Genomic DNA, 15,929 nt, shown 5'->3' on the forward strand with positions numbered 1-15,929 from the left:
ATCTCCATGACCAAGCGCGTCCCTCGCATCCTTCCGGCGCTTGCCGCCCTGGCGCTGGCGGTGTCCGGCACCGTCCATGCCGGCGATGACGCCAGCCTGGCCGCGGTCGTCGACCAGCGCCTGTCCGGCGACCGCACCGGTGCCTGCATGGCGGTGGCGGTGATCGAGAAGGACGCGGTGGCACGGGCGTTCCGCTGCGCCGATCCGGCGGACGCCGGACGCATCGGTCCGGATAGCGCGTTCGAGATCGGCTCCGTTTCCAAGACGATGACCGCCACCCTGCTCGCGGATCTGATCGTGCAGGGCAAGGCCTCGCTGGACGACCCGTTGGCCGGCCATCTGCCCGAAGGCAGCGTGGTGCCCGACTTCGAGGGCCAGCCGATCCTGCTGCGCCACGTGGTCACGCACACCAGCGGCCTGCCCGCGCTGCCGCCCGGTATCGCCGTGACGAACCTCGCCGATCCCTATGCCGGCATGACCACGCGGGCGCTCCTGGACTCGCTGGGGCAGGCAGAGATCTCGCAGGCGCCGGGCACGGCCTTCGAATACTCCAACTTCGCATCGATGCTGCTGTCTTACGCGGTCGCGCACCGGGCCGGCACCGATTTCGAAGCACTGCTGCGGCAGACGCTGTTCACGCCGTTGGGCATGGAGCACGCCTACGTCAACCAGAAGCCCGGGGCCGTGCGCGCAGCCCTTGGCCATCTGCCGAACGCCGCGGTGACGCCGGCGTGGAACTTCGCCACCGATCTCGCGGGCGTCGGCGGCGTGCGCGCCACGCTCGACGACATGGTGCGTTACGTGGAGGGCAACCTCGATCCCTCGACTACGCCGCTGGAAGCAGCCATCACGATGGTGCAGCAACCGGTCAGCGAACAGCCACCGATGGCGATGAACTGGATGCTGATGCCGGTGGCCGAACGCACGGTGCTGGTGCATGAAGGCGGCACGGGCGGCTTCTCGTCGTTCGTCGCCGTGGACAAGGCGCGCCAGCGCGGCGTGGTGATCCTGTCCGACACTGCCTGGAGCTCCATCGACGGCCTCGGCAGCCTGGGCATGCACCTGGTGGACGCCTCGTTCCCGCTGGGCGCGCCGCGCAAGCTGGCCTCGCCACCGCAGGATCTCCTCGACGGACTCGCGGGCGAATACCAGCTGCAGGGCGCGATGGCCATGAGCCTGCGCCAGCGCGATGGGCAGCTGTTCTTCGAACCCGCGGGGCAGGGCGAACACGCGCTGTCCTATGACGACGCCGGCGACTTCTTCCCGACCGTGGTCGACGCCCTGCTGCGGCCGCAAAAGCAGGCCAACGGCGAGTACGCCTTCACCTGGATGCAGGGTGGTGGCGCCATCCCGGCCACGCGGCGGGGCGTGGGCGGCGATGCCGCGCCTGCGACCGCACTGTCGGATGCCGAGCTCGGCGCCTACGCGGGCGAGTACGCGCTGATGCCGGGCTTCGTGCTGTCGGTGCGTGCACGCGACGGCAGGTTGTACGCCCAGGCCACGGGACAGGGCGAGTTCCCGCTGGACCCGACCGCAGCCGACACCTTCGAGGCGCCCGCCTTCGGCATCAGGCTCGTGTTCAAGCGCGGGGATGACGATGCCGTGGCATCGCTGGACCTGCACCAGGGCGGGCAGGTCCTCAGCGGTATGCGCGGCGAGTAGGCCGCGCCACGACCGCGGCGCTCAGTCGGCCGCCGCGGGCGCCAGCGCCGGCAGCAGCGCCGCCGGATCGCCGTCGTTGTCGGCAGCCGGGATGCCAAGCAGGCGCGTGAGCAGCGGATACACGTCGACGTTGTCGATGGGATCGATCACGGCGCCTTCTCGGAAGGCGGGACCCGAGGCAATGAACACCGCTCGCATCGATGGCAGCGCCGGGTCATAGCCGTGCGAACCACGCGTGCCGCCCTGGGCACGTCCTTCCAGCATCCGTGGCAGCAAGGCATCCCAGCCTTCGTCCATCTGGCAGACGATGGCCGGCACGCGCGGATGGGTGCCGTAGTGCCAGCGGGCGGGCAGTTCGTCCCGGCGCCAGCACTCGTAATGGTCATGGCGACCGAGCAGGCGCGCCTCCACCTCCGACTCGAAGCCGGGATTGGGCTGCACCTGCACCACCTGGCCGATGCTGGTCAGCCGCGCCTGCTCCATCGTCACCATGTCGCTGACGGACACCTGGTTGCCCGGCGGCACCGCGGCCATGCCGTGGTCGGATACCAGCACGATGTTGGTGTCCTGCAGCCGGCCGCCGCGCTCGAGCGTGTCGAGCAGGCTGCCGATGGCGGCATCGATCTCGACCAGCGCTTCGCGCGCCTCGTCGGAATCCGGCCCGAAGGTATGCGCGGCCGTGTCCACCGCGTGGAAGTACAGCGTGGCCAGGCGCGGACGCGTTGCATCGTCTTCCAGCAGCCAGCCGGCCACCGTGGCGGCGCGCTCGGCGGCGGTGACCGTCTCGTCGTACAGGTTCCAGCGCGTCGGTCGTACCCCGGTGATCTCGGCCTCGGAGCCCGGCCAGAACATGGTGGCGGTGGGGGTGCCGGCCTTCTCCAGGGTCACCCAGAGCGGCTCGCCGCCCCACCAGCCGCCGTGGCCGACCGCGTCGCGATCGGAGAGGCGGAAGGTGCCGAGGTCGTCGTCATGCATCGAGTTGTGGACGATGCCGTGGCGATCCGGGCGCAGGCCGGTGACGATGGTGTAGTGGTTGGGGAAGGTAAGCGAGGGGTAGGAGGGCGTCATCCAGCGCGCCTGCACCCCGGCGGTGGCGAGCCGGGCGATAGCGGGCGAGTCCACGGGATTGATGCGGTCGGGATGCAGGCCGTCGACCGAGATCAGCACCACCGCGGCCGTGGGCGCGTGTAGAGCGGAACCGGCTGCCGACGCCGTGCGCCCGGTGCCAACGGCCGCTGGGCCGGCACAGGCGGAGAGTGCAAGGAGGGATGCAAGGAGGAGGGCGAGCGGGATCGGAGAAGGCGGTGTCATGCGGCCAACGGTAGCGGAGAAGTGTTGCACCGGTATTCCGGCGCGCCGGCGGGGTCGCCGGCGAGCACGCAGGATACCGGTGCCGCTTCTCAGGGGGTAAGCATGGCCCGCGGGACGCTCTCCGGCTGCGGGGTAGGTGCGGTGAACGCCTGCGGCCGGTGTTCCTGCAGCGACACCGGTGGCACCACCACCTTCGGCAGCAGGCGCCTGGTGAAATGGCGATCCTCGTAGTAGCGGATCTTGTCGCACATCACCGGGTGCGACAGGCCCTCGTACAGGAAGATTTCCTTCTTCGGTCCCATGGCCTTCAACTCCTGGGGAAGCATCAGCGCGCGCTTCTCCTGCGCATCGCTGTACGAGGTGTTGCGGCCCTGGCCGCGCGCACGCGACTGCGTCCGGTTCTTGCGGTGCACGGTCGTGTAACCGAGCATTTCAGAATAGTCGTTGGCATCCTGCTGCTCGCGGGGCGCGTACAGGATCTGCAGCGCGTGGTTGGTGATGATCGTCCTTGAAAGCTCCTTCCCGTAGACGGCATCGAGCTGTGCCATGGACTGGATGATCGGGAACAGGCGCAGGTTGTAGCCGGCCATGTAGGCGACGGACTTGGCGATGATGTCGACCCTGCCCAGCGAGGTGAACTCGTCCATCAGCAACAGGCACTGGTGGCGCAGCTCGGGGTTGGCCTGTGGCAGCTCCCTGGTGTTGACGTTGATGAGCTGGCTGAAGAAGAGGTTCACGATCAGCCGGCTTTCGGCGAGCTTGTTCGGCTGGATGCCGATGTAGATCGTCATCTTCCGCTTGCGGACGTCATCGAGGCGGAAATCGTCGTCACTGGTGGCGGCGTCGAGGACGGGGTTGATCCAGGCGTTCAACGGCTCCTTGAAGGTGCCGACGATCGACGCGAAGGTGACGTCGGCCTGCGACAGCAGCCCGGCGAACGCGGTGCGCGCGTTCGCACTGAGGAATGACGCACGCGACAGGGACTCGAGGTAGGGCTTGAGTTCAAGTCCGCCGGTATCCGAGGACAGCCGGTAGATGCGTCCCAGCGTCGGCATGGTGCCCACCGTACCCTCGTGGTCGGCCTGCTCGAACAGGTACAGGGTGAAGGCCATGAACGCATTGCGCGCCTGGCTGGTCCAGAACTTGTCCTTGTCGTCGCCGTCGGGGTACAGCATGGCGGCGATGCTCATGAGGTCGGACACCCGGAACGCGGGATCAGCCGACACATAGCTCAGCGGGTTCCAGCGATGGGTGCGCCGGTCCTCGGCGAAGGGATTGAACAGGTAGACGGCCTGTCCCTGCTGCGCGCGCCAGCCCGACGTCAGGTTGAAGTTCTCCTGCTTGATGTCGAGCACCACCACCGATTCGCCGTACTCCAGCAGGTTCGGGATCACCACGCCCACGCCCTTGCCCGAGCGCGTCGGCGCCGCCAGTACCGCGAACTGCTGCCCCGACAGGCGCAGCAGCTTGCCGTGCATCTTGCCCACCACGATGCCGTCGCTGGCGGACTTCAGGAAGCCCTTCGAGACGAGGTCGACCATGTTCGCGAAGCGCGCCCTGCCGTGCAGGTACTTGCCGCGGCCGAAGCGGAACACCACCACGGCGAGCGCCAGCCACGCCAGCGCCGGGAGTCCAAAGCCGACGGCGCCGGCAAGCCGGACCCGGGTGGCGAAGGGCTGCATCCGCGGGTGGTCGAGCATCTGCATGTACGCCCACCAGGTGTTGGGCGCGAGCGTGGCGGTGTCGAGTTTCATCAGCACCAGCGCAAGCCAGCCCGAAGCGTAAAGCCCGGCCACGAAGGCCGCGATGGCGAAGATGAGTGTGATCGCGAGTTTTGGTCTGGTCATGGCATCGGCCGTTGGCAAGGTGTCGGATGTGTGTATCGGATGCGTTTCATCGCGCCGCCTGGTCGCCTGCAGGCGCGGATACGTCGACCAGGATGTAGTCGGCGTTCTTCGACCAGCGCGGTTGGCCCTGGGCGAGCTTCATGCACGGGCGGCCATCGCAGGACGTGACGGTGACGTGCCTGAGCGCCTCCAGGACATCGGCCTGCACCTGCGTGTGCTGGATGCGCTGCGCGTTGTTCCAGACGATGAAGCTGGAGCCGGCGATGGTGAGGAACGCGGCGGCACCGACCGCGACGATCGACTTCCATGCCATTGCCCGCATCCGGCCGCCCACCATGGCCTGCTCGCGACCGAGCTGGTCGGCGGCGCGCTGTAGCTCCCGGGCGCTTTCACCGATGGCTGCCGTGGCCATGCCCACCTCGCGCGCGATCGCCTGCCGGACCGCCGTCTCCGCATGCTGCAGGAGTTCGTCGCGGCCCGCGGACACGATGCTGCCCACCTCGCCTTCCACACGCTGCAGCATGAGTCCCAGGTCACGCGCGCTTGCCGAGCTCTGCTGCGCGGCATCCTCGCAGCGGCGCTCGAGCGTCGCCGCCAGCAGGGTCGCCTTTTCGAGGAACTGCACCATCTCGTCGTACTGGGTGGCATTCATGTCGGTTGTCCGGAAGGTTGGGTGGCGAGGCGGTGCCAGCCCGGGCGAGGGGCATCGGTGGCGGCTACGCGCGCAGCTCGCGTCGTGCCGCGGTAGCGGTGGATGGCAAGGGCGCTGGCCGGGAGCGCCAAGGCCAGCAGCGCCCACCACCATCCGGTGCGTGCCGACGTGGCGTCCGGCTGCGAGAGTCGCGCCTGCGCCCGCGCGAGTGCCTGGTCCTGCGCCAGCACGACCCGCCGCATTTCGTCGCTTGCGGCTTCCAGTTCCACGACCCGGGCACGCAGGTGTTGCAGTTCGGCCTCCTGGCTCGCGACCAGCTCGATCACCGGGCCGGACGCGCCAAGGGAAGCGGCGCTGCCGGCCAGGGCAATCGGTGGTGGCAAGTCCATCGCCGTGACGCCATGCGGTGTGATTTCCAGGCGGCTGGGCGTCGCAGCGGTCGCAGTCGCAGTCGCAGTCGTGGCGCCTGCCGCCGCGGCCGCGGCGGACTGCACGGCAGCGAGGGCGGCCTCCATTTCCGCCGCCAGCGGGCCATCGCGCCACGCGCGCGCGTGGACGGCCACCAGCGTTCGCGCGTCGTCGACGGGGATGCCGGCGACGACGGCCACGGAGGGCATCTCAAGCTCGGCGCCAAGCCGCAGTCGGTTGATGTTGCCGGAGACGAACGCGTGCGGATTGGACACGAGCAATGCAGCGAGGGCCTGTTCGTGCAGCGCACCGTCAGGGCGCGTGCGGGATGCGATTGCCGACAGCGTGTCGCCCGGCGCAACCGTGATGCGACGGATGTCGTCGCTGGCCTCCCTTCGTGCTGCCGGCTCGATGCGTGACGTAGTCACGCTTGTCGGTGCCGTACTTGCAGATGTCGCATTGGGAGTTCCCGCATTGACAGGCACCGGTGTCGCCAGTGCGATCGGCGTTGCGACGTCCGCAGTGCTCGCCGTCGAATCAATTGCGGTATCCACCGGTTCATCCAGAGCAACGACATCACCCGTCGGCGGCTCCGCGAGTGAGATGGCCGTGACGAGGCCAGGTGAATCGGGGGCGCGCTCATGGAGGGCCACGGAGAACTCGCGGATCATCCGGCCCGTGGCCCAGTCGAGCTGGACCAGGAAGCTGAAGAAATCTTCCTGCACCGGCGCATCGGTCGTCACGCGTATCACCGCGCGGTCCTGCATCTGGACTACGTTGAACCGCAGGCCCGCGACAGCCCCCGCAGGTCTTTCCAGTCCCACGCGCGCGAACACCACCGCCGGTGCAAGCTCCACCTGCAGTGCGCGCAGTTCATCCGCGCTGGCCTGCACGGGGATGTCCGCCTGCAAGCGCTCCCCGAGCGCGGAGTGGACGCGAATCGCATCGATGTCGAGCGCATGTGCCGGCAAGACCAGCACCGCGAACAACAACAACGTGCGTCTGAAGTACGAAACCCCTGTAGTGAAATGCATCCTTGCACCGTCAGATAATCCGCCAATGTCTTGAGCCAATGTGATGCCTGTCACTGTTCTTGTTTGAACGCGTGACCAACAACGTCTACGACTCCCTACAGCAGAGCATAAAGTGACGCGAACTGCTTGACGAAATGTTGCATTGCTCGCTACGGTTCATCGCGCTGACCGCAGTCATGGAGGTCAAGCGACAGGGGAGATGAAGTCGCTTTTCGATGGAGCTGGCGCGGCGGTCCAACGTGGACATGCGCACCGGTCGTGCCATCGACAGCACTGCATCGGGGTCAAAGGGACAGGGGATGCCAAGGGCATGAAGGCCAAGGACTGGCGCTGCTTCGCACATCGCGATGCCGCGAAGGTTGCAATCGAACGAACAGGTTCCGCCAGGCGGGTGTCCGTCGCGGCGGGGTCGTCGTTCCCGTGTCGCTTGCGCCGCTCCCGCTCCTCACCGCTTCGAATCGTTCCCGGCGCCTCGGTTGCCCTGGATCACGCGTACGCGCACACCAACGGAAGAGCAGAATCGTGAAACCAGTCTTCGTCCGCTGTTTGCTTGTCATGCTTGCTTCGCTGGCGCTGCTCTCGGCGTGCACCACGCCCGAGGCGCCCGGTGTGCGCGGACGGTGGAAGCCTGTCAACGGATTTGCACAGGCCCCGCAGGCGATCCCGCTCCAGGAAATGTACCTCTATCGCGCGCATCCGGCGGACGCCACGCTGAAGACCATGCTGGGCCGTTGGGCGCGCGACCGGAAGATGAGCCTGTCCTACCTGCACCCGAACGACTACACGCTGCATGAACCAGTGGCGCGGATCCATACCGCCGACATGCATGCCGCCGTTCGCGCGCTGAGCGACGCCTACGCTGCACAGGGCGTCCACGTCGCGGTCCAGGACAACCAGATCGTCGTGCGCGCCGCGAGCGCCACGGTCGAATCTGAAAGCTGACCGGGCCGCATCATGTTCGGACGCAAGACACCCACGCCGCAGGTCGAGAGCGCGGTCTCGAGGTCGGTCAACTTCGAGTTGACCGTTGCCGACATGGCCCGCAGGAGCCAGCGCCGCGCGTGGCTGGTCGCCTGGTGCGCAGTGACGATGTCGCTGATCCTGGCTGGCGGCTACTTCGTGTTCCTTCCGCTGAAGGAGAAGGTGCCCTACCTGGTGATGGCGGATCCGTACACCGGTACCGCGACCGTCGCGCGCCTGCAGGGCAGCCTGGACGACACCGGCATCACGCGCCAGGAAGCCATCAGCAAGAGCAACGTCGCCCAGTTCGTACTGGCACGCGAATCCTATGATTCGGGCCTGGTTGGACAGCGTAACTGGCGCACCGTGCTGTCGATGGCCGGTGGACGCGTGTCGCCCGCCTACATCGCTGCGCACGCGGTGGACAACCCGCGGCGCCCCGCGGCGATCTACGGGGCCAGCCGGTCGATGCACGTGCGCATCCTCAGCATCACGCTGATCGGCGGGCAGGACCAGCCCTATACGGGTGCGACCGTGCGCTTCCAGCGAAGCCTCTACGACAAGAGCCGCGGACGCTCGGAGCCGGTGGACAGCAAGATCGCGACCGTGGAGTTCAGCTACAACGCAAACCTGAGGCTGAGCGACGAGGATCGCCTGCTCAACCCCCTCGGCTTCCGCGTGAACAACTACCGCGTCGAGAACGACTACGCGGCTGTCCCGCCAGCCGATCCGATGTTCCCCGATCCCTCGATGCCGCAGCAGGCGCCCGGGTACAGCATGCCGATGGTGCCTGCCGGCGAGGCATCCGAGCCGCTGTCCGTCGAAGGAGACCCGGACGTGGCCGGCGCGCCCGCTGCCGGCGTGGATTCCGCAATCCCCGCCAGTGGTGCCGTCCAGCCTGCCCCGGCCAATGGAGCCAACACACGATGAGCCGTTTGAAAGACCTGATTCCGCGCCTTTGCATTGCGATCCTGCTGGCGCTGCTCGCGCTTCCGGTGGCCGCGCAGGCGATCGAGGAGTACGAGTACCGCCCCGATGCGATCTACCAGATCCGCACGGGGCTCGGGATCACGACGCAGATCGAACTCAGCCCGCACGAGGAGATCCTCGATTACAGCACCGGCTTCAGCAGCGGGTGGGAACTCACGCGCCGCGGGAACGTGTTCTACCTGCGTCCCAAGAACGTCGACGTCGACACCAACATGATGGTGCGTACCGGTAGCAACTCGTACATCTTCGAGCTCAAGGTGGTGGCGACCGACTGGCGCGCGCTGGACCAGGCCAAACGCGCAGGCGTGCAGTACAAGGTGAGGTTCGTCTATCCCAATGGCACCGAGTTCGCGGCGGCAGCGGCCGTGGTGGACGAGCCACTGAACGAGTTGCACACCGGGATCCATCCCGAACGCAGCTACAACTTCGATTACGACTTCTCCGCGCCACGGAAAGCGCCGAAATGGCTGGTGCCGGCGACCGTCTACGACGACAGCCGTTTCACCTACGTGCGGATGGGCGACGTGGACGAGTTCCCGACCGGTAATTTCCCTGCGGTGTTCGGGCGCGAGCGCGAGCATGGTGACGACTTCATGGTCAACACGACGGTCGAGGGCAACACCATCATCGTCCACGGCACGTACCCGTACCTCGTGATCCGCCACGGCAAGAACACCGTTGGCCTGCGCAGGAGGCTGCAGAAGTGAACGAGAACACGCCCAACAGCCAGGCCGGTTCGCATGATGCCGCGGCCAACCCGTACTACGCGAGGCAATCGGGGGCTCCCGATCTCGACGCAGGCGCCCCCGTCCTGCGCTCGGCCGACGTCCAAAGGCTCAACCGCAAGGCGCTGGTATTCCTGGTGGGCATCGTCGCCCTGCTGATGGTCGCGGCCTTCTGGTTGCTGGGTGGCTTCGGTGCGTCCGACCAGGGCGCGAGGCAGGGAGCGGAAGAGCGGGTGGTGATTCCCGACGCGCCCAACGACATGCCGCTGCCGCCGTTGCCTCCGGAAATCTACCCGGATCCGGTCATGCCGCTCCCGCTGGCCCAGGCGCCGGCGCCTGCTCCGTCGATCCCCTTGCCGCAGAACCTCGCGTCCGGCTTCAGCGGTCCGAGCCTGCTGGAGCGCAGGATGCAGAACGGCGGAGGATTCGGTGCCGGTGGAGGCTCCGACTCCGTGGACGACTACGCGTCGCGCATGGATGCCATCGCGTCGCAGGCGGATGCGTTCCAGGCACAGGGCCAGACCGGCAACGGCTTCGGAGGCGACGCCAGCGTCAGGCCACTGTACCGGCCGGATTCGCTGATGGTGCGCGGCACCCTCATCCGCTGCGTGCTGGAGACTCGCGTTGTCACCGACGTGCCGGGCTTCACGTCCTGCATCGTGACCGAGCCGGTGTACTCCATCAATGGCCGGCGGATGCTGCTGCCCAAGGGCGCGAAGGTGCTCGGGACCTACGGTTCCGATGCGATCGGCGGCAACCGTGTCGCTGTCGTCTGGGACAGGATCACCACGCCCAACGGGCTCGACATCAACATGAGCAGCCCCGGCGTCGACAACCTCGGAAGCGCCGGCCATCCCGGCCACTATGACGCGCACTGGCCGCAGCGCATCAGCTCGGCGCTCCTGATCAGCCTGCTCAGCGACGCGTTCAAGTACGCGGGTGCGAAGCATGGTCCGCAGCAGGTGGACATCACCAACGGCACGGTGGTGCAGAGCCCCTATGAGAGCAACACCGCCAGGACCATGGAGCGCCTCGCGAACCTCGCGCTCGACAAGAGCATGAGCCGGCCGGCCACGGTGACGATCAACCAGGGTGAGGTCGTCAACGTGTACGTCGCGCAGGACGTCGACTTCTCGTCCGTGCTCCTCTGACGCAGCCATCGCGAATGGACGCCACCGCTGTCAAGGTCTCCAACGACTTCCTCGAGTACCAGTACCAGGTGCTCGGGATCGGCGAGTTCCTCCAGTCCGACGACGTCACCGAGATCTGCGTCAACAGGCCGGGCGAGCTGTACCTGGAGACGGTCAGCGACGGCTGGCGGCGCGTCGAAGCGCCGCAGCTTACGTTCGAGCGCGCGCGGCAGTTCTGCACGGCGGTGGTCAACGAGAGCAACACCGGCCAGCGGATCACGGACGCCGACCCGATGGTCTCGCTCACGTTTCCGACCGGCCAGCGGGCCCAGTTCGTGATGCCGCCCGCCTGCGACCCGGGCAAGGTGTCGATCACGATCCGGCTGCCGGCCAAGTTCAGCAAGTCGCTGGAGCAGTACGAGCGCGACGGCTTCTTCGCGGAGATCCTCGAACAGGACGGCGACGTCGACGACCACGATCGCGAGCTGCTCGAGCTGCGCGAGAAGCGTGATTACGCCGGCTTTTTCCGCAAGGCCGTGACCTACCACAAGAACATCGTGGTGGCCGGTGCGACCGGAAGCGGCAAGACCACGTTCATGAAATCGCTGGTCAACCACATCGCGCACAGCGAGCGCCTGGTGACCATCGAGGATGCGAGGGAGCTGTTCATTCCGCAGCCCAACGTGGTGCACCTGCTGTATTCGAAGGGTGGGCAGAGCATCAGCAACGTGTCCGCGAAAACCTGCATGGAAGCGTGCCTGCGCATGAAGCCTGACAGGATCATCCTGGCGGAGCTGCGCGGCGACGAATCGTTCTACTTCATCCGCAACTGCGCATCCGGGCATCCCGGCTCGATCACCAGCTGCCACGCCGGCAGCACCTCGCAGGCATGGGACCAGCTCGCGCTGATGGTGAAGGCATCCAGCGAGGGCGCCGGGCTGGAGTTCGCCGTGATCAAGCGCCTGCTGATGATGACGATCGACATCATGGTGCACATCAAGGCCCATGCCGGGCGCCGCTATATCACCGGGATCGATTTCGATCCGCGCCGGGCCATGGCCGGAACCGGGGGTGTCCAGTGACCGGGGAGGTGATGGCATGTTGCCAGGGATGGAACTGATGGGCTGTGCGGACCTGGCGGTCCCCGCCGAGGTGATGCAGCACGTCGTCAGGATCGAATCCTCGTCCAATCCCTACGCGATCGGGGTCGTGGGTGGCCGGCTCGTACGCCAGCCGCGCTCGCTCCCGGAGGCGGTGGCGACCGCGCGCATGCTCGAGGGGAAGGGATACAACTTCTCGGTCGGGCTGGCGCAGGTGAACCGGCACAACCTCGCCACGTACGGGCTCTCCGACTATGCGCGTGCCTTCCAGGCCTGTCCGAACCTGGAAGCGGGTTCGCGGATCCTTGCTGATTGCCACACCCGCGCAGGCGGTGACTGGGGCAAGGCCTTCAGTTGCTACTACTCCGGCAATTTCGTCACCGGCTTCCGCCACGGCTATGTCCAGAAAGTCATGGCCTCGCTGGCGGGCGCCGTCCAGGCGGGCGCTGCCGCGATCGGCATCGAAGGCATCGAGCGGCCCGAAGCCCTGGACTGGGCGCGGCGCACGGACGGTCCCGCCCGGGATCTCATGGAACGAAGGGCCCTGCCCGAGTTTGCGATACCGCAGGCGACCGAACGGCCGGAGCCTGTCGCCGCCACGGCGCCATCGCCTGCGCGCGCACTTGCACCTGCGGCATCGGCCGAAGGCCCCGTCGTCGTGCAGTTCACGGGCGCGAGAGCCGCGGCCCCTTCGGCGCCACGCGCGGACACCAGCGTCCAGGACACCAACACGAGCACCGGCGCGCACGGCGTTCGCCGGAGCGCGCCCGAGGCGGCCAGGGGCGGCCGCGACGAAGCATTCGTTTTTTGATGGGCCAGCCGTGCGAAGCCCGTTCGACACCACCGCGTCAACCACGACCAAGCGAGGAGTAGAGGAATGAAATCCGAAATGACCGATCAGACCAAGCAGCTGGGACGGGCCCTGTTCATGGCCGTCGCCTTCGTCACCTGCGTCGCGATGCCGGAACTGGCACTGGCGCAGGACGCCGCCGAGGCGCAGGGGAGGGTGTCGACCTTCCTCAACAACCTCAACTCGCTGCTGAACCTCGCGTCGATCGCGGTGGTGACGATCGCGATCATCTTTGCCGGCTACCAGATCGCGTTCAACCACAAGCGCATCAGCGATGTCGCACCGGTGCTGCTGGGCGGCTTCCTGATCGGCGCCGCGGCGCAGATCGCGAAGATGCTGGTTCCCGACACCGTGGGTTCGGGCGTCGGGACCTCGCTGCTCAACAACATGCTTCCGTACGTCGCCTGACCACCCATGCGGAAGAACGTGCTGTTCAGGGGGTGCACGCGGCCACCGATGTTCATGGGGGTGCCGTACGTGCCCTTCACCATCGGAGCCGGCGTCTGCATCCTGCTGACGTTCTACATCAACATGTTCTGCCTGGTCCTGCTGCCCATGGTGATCGTCGTCATGCGGCAGATGGCCAGGCGTGACGAGATGATCTTCCGCCTGCTCGGACTGCGGCTGCGGTTCCTGGTGAAAGCCAGGAACCGCGACCTGCACGCCGGGATGTGGGTGTTCTCGCCCAACCTCTACCGCAGCCGCATCCACGGTTCGCGCCTGGATTGACCATGTCGTTGCCAGATGCCCCCATCGCCGAGTTCATCCCGCTTTCGACGCATGTCGCGCCGGAAGTCATCAAGACCCGCGAGGGCGACTTCCTGCTGGTCTGGCGACTGGCCGGGCTGCCGTTCGTCGGGCGGGAGGAATGGGACCTCGAACACCGGCACAACACATTCAACCGGATGTTGCAGACGCTGCGCGCGCCGGACTTCGTCAACGTCGCGTTCTGGGTCCACGACATCCGCAGGCGCGGCCGCGTGGACGTGGAGAGCAACTTCGACCAGGCCTTCAACCAGCAGCTCTCCGACGAGTACTTCCAGGCGCTGTCGTCGCGCAAGATCATGGTCAACGAGCTCTACCTGACCTTGATCTACCGGCCCGTCGTCGCCGGCAAGCGCTTCATCGAGAAGTCGACCAGCGTCGAGCGACTCCGCTCGGAGCAGGAGCAGGCGGTCGAGAAGCTGCTTGAGCTTGCGGGCAACGTCGAGGCCGTGCTCAAGGACTACTCGCCGGTCCGGCTGGGGATGTACGAGGGCCCGAACGGCGTGGTGTTCTCCGAAGCACTCCAGTTCTATGGCTACCTGCTCAACCGGATCACCGAGCCGGTGCCGGTGCTGGACGCACCCGTCTACGACTATCTCCCGGTCAGCAGCCATCTGTTCTCTTCGAAAACCGGCGACTTCGTCGTCAGGGCGCCGGATGGAACCAACCACTTCGGTGCGGTGCTGAACATCAAGGAGTACACCGACGGGACCTGGCCGGGCATCCTCAACGGCCTGAAGTACCTGGATTTCGAGTACGTCATCACCCACTCATTCAGCCCCATGGGGCGCCAGGACGCGCTGAAGGTGCTCGACCGTACCAAGGGCATGATGATCTCCTCCGGCGACAAGGCGGTCAGCCAGATCGTCGAGCTGGACGTGGCGATGGATGAGCTGGCATCGGGCAACTTCGTGCTTGGCGAGTACCACTTCATCCTGAGCCTGTACGCCGACACGCAGGAGAAGCTCACGCACCAGATCGCGACGGCGCGCGCAGAGCTGTCCAACGCCGGCTTCGTCTCGGCCAAGGAGGACCTCGCCGTGTCGTCGTCCTTCTACTCGCAGCTCCCGGGCAACTGGAAGTACCGGACCCGCCTGGCCAACGTCAGCTCCCTGAATTTCCTCGGGCTGTCGCCGCTGCACAATTTCGCCACCGGCAAGCCCGGCAACAACCCCTGGGGCGAGTGCGTCACCGTGCTCCAGACCACGAACGGCCAGCCCTATTACTTCAATTTCCACGCCACGCACCCATCCGAGAACTCGCTCGGCGAAAAGGCCATCGCCAACACGATGGTCATCGGCAAGTCGGGTACGGGCAAGACCGCGCTGATCAATTTCCTCCTCAGCCAGGTTCAGAAGCTCGATCCCGTGCCGACGATCTTCTTCTTCGACAAGGACCGCGGCGCGGAGATCTTCGTGCGCGCCTGTGGCGGGAACTACCTGGCCCTGGAGAACGGCGCGCCTTCGGGCTTCAATCCCTTCCAGTGCGAGCGCACCGAGGCCAACATCCAGTTCCTGGCGGACCTGGTCAAGGTGCTCGCCGGCAAGCTGCACTACACCGCGCGCGAGGACGAAGAGATCTTCCGCGCGGTCGAGAACATCCTCGACACGCCGATGCCGCTCCGGTCGATGACGAACTTCCAGAAGAGCCTGCCCAACATGGGCGACGACGGGCTGTTCGCCAGGCTGCGCAAGTGGACCGCGGGCAACGCCCTGGGCTGGGTGTTCGACAACCCCGTGGATACCATCGACCTGGGCCGCGCGAGCATCATCGGCTTCGACTACACCGAAGTGATCGACAATCCCGAGGTCCGGGTGCCGGTGATCAACTACCTGCTGCATCGGCTGGAGTCGCTGATCGACGGACGCCCGCTGATCTACGTGATGGACGAGTTCTGGAAAATCCTGGATGGCGGTGGCGGTCTCAAGGAATTCGCGAAGAACAAGCAGAAGACGATCCGGAAGCAGAACGGTCTCGGCATCTTCGCCACCCAGAGCCCGGAGGATGCGTTGAACAGCGACATCTCCGCGGCGCTCGTGGAGCAGACCGCCACCCTGATCCTGCTGCCCAACCCGAATGCCAGCCGCGAGGACTACATCGAGGGCCTGAAGCTCACCGACGCGGAGTACCGCGTGGTGAAGGGGCTCGATGAGCGGTCGCGATGCTTCCTGGTCAAGCAGGGACATGCCTCGACGGTGTGCCAGCTCAACCTGGGTGGGCAGGACGACGCGCTGGCCGTCATTTCCGCCAGCACCGACAACATCGAGATCATGCATCGCATCCTTGCCGAGCAGGCCGCGCGCCTGGGCGTTGAGGCAAGCGAACTGCGACCGGAGCAGTGGCTTCCGCGCTTCTATGAAGAGCGCAAGGGCTCGCGTGCCCGGACGGAGGAGCAGGTGGGTGGCCATCGTCGCAGGACGACGCTGGCATGAGAGGCCGGAGTGCACCCGCGCGGGCGCAGCACGGCAGTCCCCGGGTCTCCCATGCGGGGGGCT

The 15,929-nt window shown here is 66.6% G+C and carries 13 protein-coding genes and 1 pseudogene; 10 read left to right on the top strand and 4 right to left on the bottom strand.

Translation table 11 applies throughout. From position 1 onward, the window contains the following. The first annotated feature begins 6 nt into the window (after positions 1-6). The gene (locus ACW5E8_RS12255) at positions 7-1,662 is read left to right on the top strand and encodes a serine hydrolase (RefSeq protein ID WP_456965813.1); all 1,656 of its coding nucleotides are present in this window, start codon (positions 7-9) and stop codon (positions 1,660-1,662) included. A gap of 21 nt (positions 1,663-1,683) precedes the next feature. Here the strand turns inward: ACW5E8_RS12255 and ACW5E8_RS12260 are convergent, their stop codons facing one another. The 4 genes and pseudogenes from ACW5E8_RS12260 to ACW5E8_RS12275 all read right to left on the bottom strand — a co-directional run bounded on the left by ACW5E8_RS12260 (position 1,684) and on the right by ACW5E8_RS12275 (position 6,914). Then, positions 1,684-2,973: an alkaline phosphatase family protein gene (locus ACW5E8_RS12260; RefSeq protein WP_456965814.1), complete on the bottom strand. Its 1,290-nt coding sequence runs from the start codon at positions 2,971-2,973 to the stop codon at positions 1,684-1,686. 164 nt (positions 2,974-3,137) lie between these two features. Further along, positions 3,138-4,820, bottom strand: a pseudogene (locus ACW5E8_RS12265) (type IV secretory system conjugative DNA transfer family protein); the annotation flags it as partial. Positions 4,821-4,866: 46 nt separating this feature from the next. Continuing rightward, complete coding sequence (locus tag ACW5E8_RS12270) at positions 4,867-5,472, bottom strand: hypothetical protein (RefSeq protein WP_456965815.1); 606 nt, start codon at positions 5,470-5,472, stop codon at positions 4,867-4,869. Beyond that, positions 5,469-6,914, bottom strand: coding sequence for a type IV pilus assembly protein FimV (locus ACW5E8_RS12275; RefSeq protein ID WP_456965816.1), 1,446 nt, complete (start codon positions 6,912-6,914; stop codon positions 5,469-5,471). Before ACW5E8_RS12275 ends, ACW5E8_RS12270 begins: the two co-directional genes overlap by 4 nt. Before the next feature lie 555 nt (positions 6,915-7,469). Between ACW5E8_RS12275 and ACW5E8_RS12280 the strand changes: the two genes are divergently transcribed. From ACW5E8_RS12280 to ACW5E8_RS12320, 9 genes are all read left to right on the top strand, one after another. Continuing rightward, positions 7,470-7,856 (top strand): hypothetical protein, encoded by a 387-nt coding sequence (locus ACW5E8_RS12280; RefSeq protein ID WP_456965817.1) that lies wholly within the window; start codon positions 7,470-7,472, stop codon positions 7,854-7,856. Between the two features lie 12 nt (positions 7,857-7,868). Next, positions 7,869-8,804, top strand: a complete 936-nt coding sequence (locus ACW5E8_RS12285) for a virB8 family protein (RefSeq protein ID WP_456965818.1) — start codon at positions 7,869-7,871, stop codon at positions 8,802-8,804. Next, on the top strand, positions 8,801-9,571 hold the full coding sequence (locus tag ACW5E8_RS12290; protein ID WP_456965819.1) for a TrbG/VirB9 family P-type conjugative transfer protein: 771 nt from the start codon (positions 8,801-8,803) through the stop codon (positions 9,569-9,571). Before ACW5E8_RS12285 ends, ACW5E8_RS12290 begins: the two co-directional genes overlap by 4 nt. Continuing rightward, positions 9,568-10,740: a TrbI/VirB10 family protein gene (locus ACW5E8_RS12295; protein ID WP_456965820.1), complete on the top strand. Its 1,173-nt coding sequence runs from the start codon at positions 9,568-9,570 to the stop codon at positions 10,738-10,740. Before ACW5E8_RS12290 ends, ACW5E8_RS12295 begins: the two co-directional genes overlap by 4 nt. A gap of 14 nt (positions 10,741-10,754) precedes the next feature. Continuing rightward, positions 10,755-11,801 (top strand): P-type DNA transfer ATPase VirB11, encoded by a 1,047-nt coding sequence (gene virB11 / locus ACW5E8_RS12300; RefSeq protein ID WP_456965821.1) that lies wholly within the window; start codon positions 10,755-10,757, stop codon positions 11,799-11,801. A gap of 16 nt (positions 11,802-11,817) precedes the next feature. Continuing rightward, positions 11,818-12,630: a lytic transglycosylase domain-containing protein gene (locus tag ACW5E8_RS12305; RefSeq protein ID WP_456965822.1), complete on the top strand. Its 813-nt coding sequence runs from the start codon at positions 11,818-11,820 to the stop codon at positions 12,628-12,630. Between the two features lie 78 nt (positions 12,631-12,708). After that, the gene (locus ACW5E8_RS12310; RefSeq protein WP_456965823.1) at positions 12,709-13,077 is read left to right on the top strand and encodes a TrbC/VirB2 family protein; all 369 of its coding nucleotides are present in this window, start codon (positions 12,709-12,711) and stop codon (positions 13,075-13,077) included. A 6-nt stretch (positions 13,078-13,083) separates the two neighbouring features. Continuing rightward, on the top strand, positions 13,084-13,398 hold the full coding sequence (locus tag ACW5E8_RS12315; protein WP_456965824.1) for a type IV secretion system protein VirB3: 315 nt from the start codon (positions 13,084-13,086) through the stop codon (positions 13,396-13,398). Between the two features lie 2 nt (positions 13,399-13,400). Continuing rightward, the gene (locus ACW5E8_RS12320; protein ID WP_456965825.1) at positions 13,401-15,866 is read left to right on the top strand and encodes a VirB4 family type IV secretion/conjugal transfer ATPase; all 2,466 of its coding nucleotides are present in this window, start codon (positions 13,401-13,403) and stop codon (positions 15,864-15,866) included. The last annotated feature ends 63 nt before the right edge of the window (positions 15,867-15,929 follow it).

Source organism: Luteimonas sp. A649 (assembly GCF_054072735.1).